We start from the raw sequence: 9,572 nt of genomic DNA on the forward strand, positions 1-9,572 counted from the left end.
GGCCGTCGCGCCCGGCTCTGGGCCGAGGTGCATCTGCGCGCGCACAACGGCATGTCGCACCTGTTCCTCGGCGATGCCGCCTACCGCAATCTGGGGCTGCCGCGAGGGCGGCGCTGGGACTGGTTCCCGCTCGCGCTCATCCCGCTGGTGCTGGGCAGCGAGGTCTGCCGGCTGGTGCTGCCGGGCGGCACCCGGCGCTTCGCCGGCTGGGGCGGGAAATGGCAGGTGTCCTGGCTGGCGCGGCGGCTGCGCAACCGGCCTGCGGAGTTCCGTCCGGTGGAGCGGCTGGCCGGCAGCATGCGCGCGTCCGAACACTGAGGCATCGCCGGGAAACGGCGGCCCATGAACGAACATGCCCGGACAGGCCGGGCATGATGCGTGTTTTCGGCCGGCCGCTGGCCGGTGGCGCGACCGCGCCGCGCAGCCTCAGCCCTTCTTGGCTGGGCGGGTGCCGGCGAGCAGGGTCTCGGCCTGGGCGGCGAGATCGTTCATGCCCAGTGCCTTGTAGTTCTTCACCAGCAGACCCAGGGCCTCCGGCACGGCGCTGCTTTCCGGGTAGTTCTCCACCACCCAGCGTGCGCGGTTGACCACGGCCACCAGTGCGCCACGGGTCTCGTAGTAGCGTGCCACGTGCAGCTCGGCCTCGGCCATCTGGTTGCGCAGATAGACCATGCGCTGGCGCGCGTCGGCCGCGTACGGGCTGTCCGGGTAGCGCGCGTTGAGCTGGCGGAAGTCATCGAAGGCGATGCGCGCCTGGCCCATGTCGCGGTGCGCCATGTTCACCGGCAGGCGCTTGAGTAGCGAGTCCTGGTCGATGGAGAAGTTGGACAGGCCGCGCAGGTAGAGCACGTAGTCCAGGCGCGGCGACTCCGGGTGCAGGCGCAGGTAGCGGTCGGCGGCGGTGATGGCGCCGAGGTACTCGGACTGCATGTACTTGCCGTAGATGACCTCGAGCTGGGCCTGCTCGGTGTAGTTGCCGACCGGGTACTGGGATTCCAGGGCTTCGAAGCCGGCCACGGCGACGCCGTAGTTGCCGGCCTTGAGGGCGGCGTTGGCCTCCTCGTAGTAACGGGCTTCGGTCTTGACCGTGTTCTGGGGCTTGGAGGCGCAGGCGGCCAGCAGCACGACCGGAACGAGAAGCAGGGCACGCAGGGGAAGGTTTTTCATGGATTCATCCAACGGTGAGCACCAGACGTGGTGCACAGGTACAATCCTCCTATTAAACACCAGCTCGCCGGACCCGCCAAACCATGTCGCAAGCAACTTCACTCCAGGCCATCTCTCTCCAGGCCGTGGTTCCGCCCGAGCTTGCCGGCAGCCGCCTGGACCAGGCCGCCGCCCAGCTGTTCGGGGAGTACTCGCGCGAGCGCCTGAAGCAGTGGATCCAGGATGGCTCGCTGACCCTGGACGGCCGCGGCGCCAAGCCCAAGGACAAGGTGCTGGGGGGCGAGCGGCTGGTGGTCGAGGCCACGCTGCAGGAGGAAACCTTCGGCGTGGCCGAGGACATTCCGCTCGACATCGTGCATGAAGATGCCCACCTGCTGGTCATCAACAAGCCGGCCGGCCTGGTGGTGCATCCGGGCGCCGGCAATCCGCAGGGCACGCTCATGAACGCGCTGCTGCACCACGACCCGTCGCTGGCGCAGCTGCCGCGCGCGGGCATCGTGCATCGTCTGGACCGCGACACCACCGGCCTCATGGTGGTGGCGAAGACGCTGCCGGCGCACACCGACCTGGTGGCGCAGCTGGCCGACAAGCGCGTCTACCGCGAGTACGAAGCGGTGACCTACGGCAACATGACCGGCGGCGGCAGCGTGGACGCGCCCATCGACCGTCATCCGCACGACCGCGTGCGCATGGCCGTGGTCGCCGGCGGACGCCCGGCGGTCACGCACTACCGCATCCTGCAGCGCTTCCCCAATCACACCCATGTGCGCCTGCAGCTGGAGACCGGCCGCACGCACCAGATCCGCGTGCACATGGCGCACATCGGCTACCCGCTGGTGGGCGACCCGGTCTACGCCCGCCTGCGCTTTCCCAAGGGCGCCGGCCCGGAGCTGCTGGACACCCTGCGCGGCTTCAACCGCCAGGCCCTGCACGCCCGCCGCCTGGGCCTGACGCACCCGGCCACGGATGAGCAGTGCCTGTGGGAAAGCGACTTGCCCGATGACTTCATCAACCTGCTCCAGATCCTGAAGCAGGACGCCCAGCCGGCCGGCTGAGCCGGTTTTCCGCGAGGGACAGGCCCATGAGCACCGACACCCTGCTTGCGCACGCCCTGATGCCGGACTGGCCGGCGCCGGCGCGCGTCCGCGCGCTGGTCACCACGCGCCGGGGCGGTCACAGCCGGGCGCCCTGGGACAGCCTCAACCTCGGGGATCACGTCGAGGATGACCCGCAGGCCGTGGCGGCCAACCGGGCCTTGCTCGAACAGGCGTTGCAGCATCTGGCGCCGGCCTCGGCGCCGCAGTGGCTGCGCCAGGTGCACGGCACGCGCGTGATCGAGCCACCGGCCGAGCCGACGCAGCGCCGGGTGTGGACGCCCGAGGCCGATGCCGCCAGCACCGACCGCGCCGGCGTGCCGCTGGTGATCATGACCGCCGACTGCCTGCCGGTGCTGTTCACCGATCGCCAGGGCAGCCGCGTGGCAGCAGCGCACGCGGGCTGGCGCGGCCTCTGCGATGGTGTGCTGGAGGCCACCCTGGCGAGCTTTCCCGACCCGAGCCAGGTCATGGCCTGGCTCGGTCCGGCGATCGGTCCGGCATCCTTCGAGGTCGGCGGCGAGGTCCGCGCCGCCTTCATGGCCCATCAGGCCGAAGCCGCCGAGGCGTTCACGCCCTCGCCGGCGCGCCCGGGGCACTGGCTGGCGGATATCTACCTGCTCGCGCGCCAGCGCCTGCGGCACGCCGGCATCGGCTCGGTGCACGGTGGCGGACGCGACACCTGCGCCGAGCACGAGACCTTTTTCTCCTACCGGCGTGACGGCCGCACCGGCCGCATGGCCAGCGTGATCTGGCTGGTGCCGGCAGACTGATTGCCCGGCCGGACACGGCGGCCATGACTACAGCAGCGAACACAGCAATGAGCGAAGCAATGACGACAGTGGTGGTGGTGTATCACAGCGGCTACGGCCACACCGAGCAGGTGGCGCGGCATGTCGCCCTGGGCGCGGCGGCCGTGCCCGGCGTGGTCGTGGCGGACATGCCGGTGACCGCCCCGGACTGGGCGCTGCTGGAGGCCGCAGACGCCATCATCTTCGGTTCGCCGGTCTACATGGGCAGCGTTTCCGCGCCGTTCAAGCAGTTCATGGACGACACCTCCCGGGTCTGGCTGCGCCAGGGCTGGCAGGACAAGCTGGCCGCCGGCTTCGTCAACTCCGGTGCGCTCAGCGGCGACAAGCAGGTCGCCCTGCAGCAGCTGCAGACCTTCGCCGGCCAGCACGGCATGCTCTGGGCCAGCTTCCCTCTGCAGCCCACGGGCACCGGGCCGGACGACCTCAACCGTCTGGGCTCCAACTCCGGCCTCATGACCCAGGCCGACAACGACGATCCGGTGCTGACGCCGCCGCGCGGCGACCGCCTGACCGCCGAGCTGTTCGGCCGTCATGTCGCCGAGCGCGCGCTGCGCTGGCGGCGCGGGGCCTGACACCTCTGCGGCTTTGTGTCGCGCAATTGTTGCAGGCCTTGAAATCCTCCCCGGCCACCCAAACCTGATCAGATAAGCGCGGGCACAACGGCCCGCCGAACCGATCACGAGATGGCTCCGGGAGGATCACCCATGCGACTCGACAAACTGACCGCTAAGCTGCAGCAGGCACTGGCCGATGCCCAGTCCCTCGCCGTCGGCCGCGACCACAACAACCTCGACCCGCTGCACCTGCTGGCGGCCCTGCTGCAGCCGGCCGACAGTGCCGTGGCGCCGCTACTGGCCCAGGCCGGCGTGTCGCTGCCGGCGCTGCGCGACAGCGCCGACAAGGCGCTGGACAACCTGCCGCGCATCGCCCGCGCCACCGGCGAGGTGGTGCCCAGCCCTGATCTCATGCGCGTGCTCAACCTCGCCGACAAGCTGGCGCAGCAGCGTCAGGACGGCTTCATCGCCAGCGAGCTGGTGCTGCTGGCCATGGTCGAGGCCGATGTCGCTGCCGGCAGGCTGCTGAAGCAAGCCGGCGCCGACAAGGCGAAGCTGACGCGGGTCATCGACCAGCTGCGCGGCGGCGAGTCGGTGCAGAGCGCAGGCGCCGAGGACCAGCGCGGCGCGCTGTCGAAGTACACCATCGACCTCACCGCACGCGCCGCCAGCGGCAAGCTCGATCCGGTCATCGGCCGCGATGACGAGATCCGCCGCACCCTGCAGGTGCTGTCGCGGCGCACCAAGAACAACCCGGTGCTGATCGGCGAGCCGGGCGTCGGCAAGACCGCCATCGTCGAGGGGCTGGCGCAGCGCATCGTCAACGGTGAGGTGCCGGACAGCCTGAAGTCGAAGAAAGTGCTGGTGCTCGACATGGGCTCGCTGATCGCCGGCGCCAAGTTCCGCGGCGAGTTCGAGGAGCGCCTGAAGGCGGTGCTGCAGGAGCTGGCCAAGCTGGAAGGGCAGGTCATCCTGTTCATCGACGAGATCCACACCATGGTCGGCGCCGGCAAGGCCGACGGCGCCATGGATGCCGGCAACATGCTCAAGCCCGCCCTCGCGCGCGGCGAGCTGCACTGCGTCGGCGCCACCACGCTGGACGAGTACCGCCAGTTCATCGAGAAGGATGCCGCGCTCGAGCGCCGCTTCCAGAAAGTGCTGGTCGACGAACCCAGCGTCGAAGACACGGTGGCCATCCTGCGCGGTCTCAAGGAACGCTACGAGCTGCATCACGGCGTCGACATCACCGACCCGGCGATCATCGCGGCGGCGCGGCTGTCGCACCGCTACATCACCGACCGCAAGCTGCCGGACAAGGCCATCGACCTGATCGACGAAGCGGCCGCGCGCATCCGTCTCGAAATGGACTCCAAGCCCGAGGCCATGGACAGGCTCGACCGCCGCCTGATCCAGCTCAAGATGGAGCGCGAGGCGCTGAAGCAGGAAGACGATGCCGCTTCGAAGCAGCGTCTTGTCAAGCTTGGCGAGGAGATCGAGCGGCTGGAACGCGAGTACGCCAGCCTCGACGAGGTCTGGAAGGCCGAGAAGTCGTCGGTGGCCGGTGCCCAGCAGATCAAGGAGCAGCTGGAGAAGGCGCGCCTGGATTTCGATGCCGCGCGACGGGCCAACGACCTGGAGAAGATGTCGCAGCTGCAGTACGGCGTCATTCCCGATCTCGAGAAGCGGCTGGCGGCGGCGCAGAGCGGCGAGCAGCCGGCGGCGACGCTGCTGCGCAGCAAGGTCACCGAGGCCGAGATCGCCGAAGTGGTGTCGCGCAGCACCGGCATTCCGGTCGCCAAGATGCTCGAAGGCGAACGCGAGAAGCTGCTGCGCATGGAACAGGTGCTGGCCGAGCGCGTGGTCGGGCAGGATGAAGCCGTGGCAGCGGTGTCGCATGCCGTGCGTCGCGCCCGCGCCGGCCTCACCGATCCCTCGCGGCCGAGCGGCTCGTTCCTGTTCCTCGGCCCCACCGGTGTCGGCAAGACCGAGCTGTGCAAGGCGCTGGCGACCTTCCTGTTCGACAGCGACGACGCCATGGTGCGCATCGACATGTCGGAGTTCATGGAGAAGCACAGCGTGTCGCGCCTGGTCGGTGCCCCGCCGGGCTACGTCGGCTACGAGGAGGGCGGCACGCTGACCGAGGCGGTGCGGCGCAAGCCCTACTCGGTGGTGCTGCTCGACGAGGTCGAGAAGGCGCATCCGGATGTCTTCAATATCCTGCTGCAGGTGCTGGAGGACGGTCGTCTCACCGATGGCCAGGGCCGCACGGTGGACTTCCGCAACACGCTGATCGTGATGACCTCGAACCTGGGCGCGGACCTGATCCAGGGCCTGACCCAGGCCGGCCGGCCGGAGGATATCCGGGTCGCGGTCATGGAGGCGGTCGGTCGCCACTTCCGGCCCGAGTTCATCAACCGCATCGACGAGACGGTGGTGTTCGCGCCGCTGGGCGAGGCGCAGATCCGCGCCATCGCTGACATCCAGCTCGACCGCCTGCGCGGGCGCCTGGCCGAGCGCGACCTGCGTCTGGTGGTGGGGGAGACGGCCATGGCGCAGCTGGCGGCCATCGGCTTCGATCCGCTGTTCGGCGCGCGGCCGCTGAAGCGTGCCATCCAGGCGAAGCTGGAGAATCCGCTGGCGGACCATCTGCTGCGCGGCGACTTCGTGGCTGGCGACACCATCCAGGTCGACGAGGAGCACGGCACGTTCACGTTCCACAAGGCGCTGCTGCACTGACACGGCGCCACGGCCGCGCGAGTCCGGCCGGCGTCATGCCCGCTCATGACAGAGTCATGGCCGGGCATGACGCGCGTGCGGCGCCTGCGGGCTTGACAGGCGTTGGTTTTGCATAAAAAATCACCGGTCTCATGGTGGGCGCCGATACGCTGAACACCCTCGGCAATTCGGCGCCAGGACCCTTGTGTCCTGTTCCGGTCGCGGCCAAACCCGCGATCCTTTATTTCCGCTCGGCGGCCTGCTGCGCATACCCGATGCCAGCCAGACCGCGACCCCGACCCCGGGGATCAGCGAGCTGATGCATCAGCCCCCATGTTTTTTCGATCGTGCTAGAATCCGGCCCCCTCATGCGGCACTGCGTGTGTGCACGCGCGCCCGGGGTGGTCCGGGCCTGGCCTGGCATTCTCTACATAGGGTGAATCGTGGAACAGTTATCCGGCGGTGAAATGCTCATCCGCGCCCTCGCTGACGAAGGTGTGGAATATCTCTTTGGTTATCCCGGTGGCGCCGTGCTGCACATTTACGACGCCATCTTCCAGCAGGACAAGGTCAAGCACATCCTGGTCCGCCACGAGCAGGCCGCCGGCCATGCCGCCGACGGCTACTCGCGTGCCACCGGCAAGGTCGGCACGGTGCTGGTGACGTCCGGCCCGGGCGCGACCAACACGGTCACGGCCATCGCCACGGCCTACATGGACTCCATCCCGATGGTGATCATCTCCGGTCAGGTGCCGTCGCACCTGGTGGGCGAAGACGCCTTCCAGGAAACCGACATGGTCGGTGTCAGCCGCCCCATCGTGAAGCACAGCTTCCAGATCCGTCACGCCTCGGAAATCCCGGGCGTGGTGAAGAAGGCGTACTACATCGCCGCCTCGGGTCGTCCGGGCCCGGTGGTGATCGACATTCCCAAGGATTGCACCAATCCGCTGGAGAAGTTCCCGTACGAGTACCCGGCCAAGGTCAAGCTGCGCTCCTACAGCCCGCCGGGCCGCGGTCACGCCGGCCAGATCAAGAAGGCCGTGGACGAGCTGCTGGCCGCCAAGCGCCCGGTGATCTACGCCGGTGGCGGTGTGGTGCAGGGCAATGCCGCCGGGCTGCTCACCGACCTGGTGCGTTCGCTGGGCTACCCGTGCACCAACACGCTGATGGGCCTGGGCGCCTACCCGGGCTCCGATCCGCAGTTCATCGGCATGCTGGGCATGCACGGCACCTACGAAGCCAACATGGCCATGCACCACAGCGATGTGATCCTGGCCGTGGGCGCGCGTTTCGATGACCGCGTCACCAACAACACCGCCAAGTTCTGCCCGAGCGCGAAGATCATCCACATCGACATCGACCCGGCCGCGATCTCCAAGACCGTGCGCGTCGACATCCCGATCGTGGGTGGCGTGGAGCCGGTGCTGAGCGAAATGCTGGCGCTGGTGAAGGCCGACGACGCCGCCCGTCCGGACGCCGAAGCGCTGAAGGTGTGGTGGGAGCAGATCAACCAGTGGCGCGCCCGCCATGGTCTGCGTTATGACGCCCCGGCTCCCGACCAGATGAAGCCGCAGCAGGTCGTGGAAATGCTCTACAAGGTCACCGACGGCCAGGCCTACGTGACCTCCGACGTGGGTCAGCACCAGATGTTCGCGGCCCTGTACTACAAGTACGACCGTCCGCGTCAGTGGATCAACTCGGGCGGCCTCGGCACCATGGGCTTCGGCCTGCCGGCGGCCATGGGCGTGAAGCTCGCCTATCCCGACGCGACCGTGGCCTGCGTCACCGGCGAAGCCTCGATCCAGATGAACATCCAGGAGCTGTCGACCTGCCTGCAGTACGGCCTGCCGGTGAAGATCGTCAACATCAACAACCAGTCGCTGGGCATGGTCAAGCAGTGGCAGGACATGCAGTACGAAGGTCGTCATTCGAGCTCGTACATGGAGTCGCTGCCGGACTTCGTCAAGCTGGTCGAGGCCTACGGCCACGTCGGCATCAAGATCACCGATCCGGCCGAGCTGGAGTCGAAGATGCGCGAGGCCTTCGCCATGAAGGACAAGCTGGTGTTCCTCGACATCTACGTGGACCCGAGCGAGCATGTGTACCCGATGCAGATCGCCAAGGGCTCCATGCGTGACATGCTGCTGAGCAAGACGGAGCGTACCTGATCATGCGTCGTATCATTTCCGTGCTGCTGGAAAACGAACCGGGCGCGCTCTCCCGCGTGGTCGGCCTGTTCTCCCAGCGCAACTACAACATCGAGACCCTGACCGTGGCCCCGACCGATGACGCGACCCTGTCGCGCATCACGCTGACCACCAACGGCGACGAACACAAGATCGAGCAGATCACCAAGCAGCTCAACAAGCTGATCGAAGTGGTCAAGGTTGTGGACCTGAGCGAAGGCCAGCACATCGAGCGCGAGCTCATGCTGGTCAAGGTCAAGGCCGTGGGCGCCGCCCGCGCCGAGATCAAGCGCACGGTCGACATCTTCCGCGGCCACATCGTGGACGTGACGCCGAGCGTCTACACCATCCAGCTCACCGGCCCGAGCGACAAGCTCGACGCCTTCATCGAGGCGCTGTCGGAAACCTCGATTCTGGAAGTCGTGCGCACCGGCGTGTCCGGCATCGCCCGTGGCGAGAAGGTGCTGAGCATCTGATCGCGGGGTGATGGTGATTCGACGAAAAGGCCCGCTGTTGCGGGCCTTTTCGTTTAACCCTACTTAACCCCACTTTAGTATCACATAGGCACGGCAATTCTCATTATTTGGTACTAATTCCCATGTGTAATGAGGGTTGTCCGTTTTTCACGGACGTTGCTGGCTTTGTCGAGGGGGGTATTCGATGTCCATAGCGGACAACGAAATTCTCAATAAGCGATAATTTATTGCAACATACGCGACTTGATGCTATGGTGTGCATATGAGTGCTTCCAAAAGAGAATCCAATGTGGTGCAGATGCAAGTTACCCTGCCGGAAGGGCGGGTAGGTCATCTTGCGTTCACTGAGGAAATCGAGAGCTACCTGCGGCGCGCTCACAATCTCTTTGGCGGCGGGTTGGACGGTGCAGATACTGTCGTGCTGCTGGAGATGTTTTTTGCCTACAAGCTCGGGAGCGATGGCAATTCACCTGGTAGCGGCAAACAGGCCGTCGTTGCGGTGGTGTCCTTTCTGGAGCATTGCAAGACCCAACCGTGGCTCTGGCAGCCCCAGCACCTTCAGCACTAC

8 protein-coding genes and 1 pseudogene are annotated in these 9,572 nt (G+C 67.1%); 8 read left to right on the top strand and 1 reads right to left on the bottom strand.

Annotation, left to right across the window (positions count from 1 at the left end; genetic code table 11):
• On the top strand, positions 1-318 hold a 318-nt coding region (locus tag C5O18_RS10340), incomplete at its 5' end, for a hypothetical protein (protein WP_206389707.1).
• A 108-nt stretch (positions 319-426) separates the two neighbouring features.
• Here the strand turns inward: C5O18_RS10340 and C5O18_RS03310 are convergent.
• Positions 427-1,167 (bottom strand): outer membrane protein assembly factor BamD, encoded by a 741-nt coding sequence (locus C5O18_RS03310; protein ID WP_105191437.1) that lies wholly within the window; start codon positions 1,165-1,167, stop codon positions 427-429.
• Here C5O18_RS03310 and rluD point away from each other — a divergent pair.
• From rluD to C5O18_RS03345, 7 genes and pseudogenes are all read left to right on the top strand, one after another.
• Positions 1,166-2,222, top strand: a pseudogene (rluD, locus tag C5O18_RS03315) (23S rRNA pseudouridine(1911/1915/1917) synthase RluD). The gene C5O18_RS03310 and the pseudogene rluD overlap by 2 nt on opposite strands.
• Before the next feature lie 26 nt (positions 2,223-2,248).
• On the top strand, positions 2,249-3,034 hold the full coding sequence (gene pgeF / locus C5O18_RS03320; RefSeq protein WP_105191441.1) for a peptidoglycan editing factor PgeF: 786 nt from the start codon (positions 2,249-2,251) through the stop codon (positions 3,032-3,034).
• Positions 3,035-3,081: 47 nt separating this feature from the next.
• Entirely contained in the window at positions 3,082-3,645 is a 564-nt protein-coding gene (locus tag C5O18_RS03325) for a flavodoxin family protein (protein ID WP_105191443.1), read from the top strand.
• A gap of 132 nt (positions 3,646-3,777) precedes the next feature.
• Positions 3,778-6,363, top strand: coding sequence for an ATP-dependent chaperone ClpB (gene clpB, locus C5O18_RS03330; RefSeq protein ID WP_105191445.1), 2,586 nt, complete (start codon positions 3,778-3,780; stop codon positions 6,361-6,363).
• A 422-nt stretch (positions 6,364-6,785) separates the two neighbouring features.
• Entirely contained in the window at positions 6,786-8,510 is a 1,725-nt protein-coding gene (locus tag C5O18_RS03335; RefSeq protein ID WP_105191447.1) for an acetolactate synthase 3 large subunit, read from the top strand.
• 2 nt (positions 8,511-8,512) lie between these two features.
• Positions 8,513-9,004 (top strand): acetolactate synthase small subunit, encoded by a 492-nt coding sequence (ilvN, locus tag C5O18_RS03340; protein ID WP_105191449.1) that lies wholly within the window; start codon positions 8,513-8,515, stop codon positions 9,002-9,004.
• 262 nt (positions 9,005-9,266) lie between these two features.
• On the top strand, positions 9,267-9,572 hold a 306-nt coding region (locus C5O18_RS03345), incomplete at its 3' end, for a hypothetical protein (protein WP_146089186.1).

It is taken from the genome of Amnimonas aquatica, from assembly GCF_002943415.1.
Lineage (GTDB): Bacteria > Pseudomonadota > Gammaproteobacteria > Pseudomonadales > Moraxellaceae > Perlucidibaca > Perlucidibaca aquatica_A.

Bases quoted from the DNA above. Each gene is read 5' to 3' on its own strand.
- C5O18_RS03310 (WP_105191437.1), bottom strand. From the start codon at position 1,167: ATGAAAAACCTTCCCCTGCGTGCCCTGCTTCTCGTTCCGGTCGTGCTG.
- pgeF (WP_105191441.1), top strand. From the start codon at position 2,249: ATGAGCACCGACACCCTGCTTGCGCACGCCCTGATGCCGGACTGGCCG.
- C5O18_RS03325 (WP_105191443.1), top strand. From the start codon at position 3,082: ATGAGCGAAGCAATGACGACAGTGGTGGTGGTGTATCACAGCGGCTAC.
- clpB (WP_105191445.1), top strand. From the start codon at position 3,778: ATGCGACTCGACAAACTGACCGCTAAGCTGCAGCAGGCACTGGCCGAT.
- ilvN (WP_105191449.1), top strand. From the start codon at position 8,513: ATGCGTCGTATCATTTCCGTGCTGCTGGAAAACGAACCGGGCGCGCTC.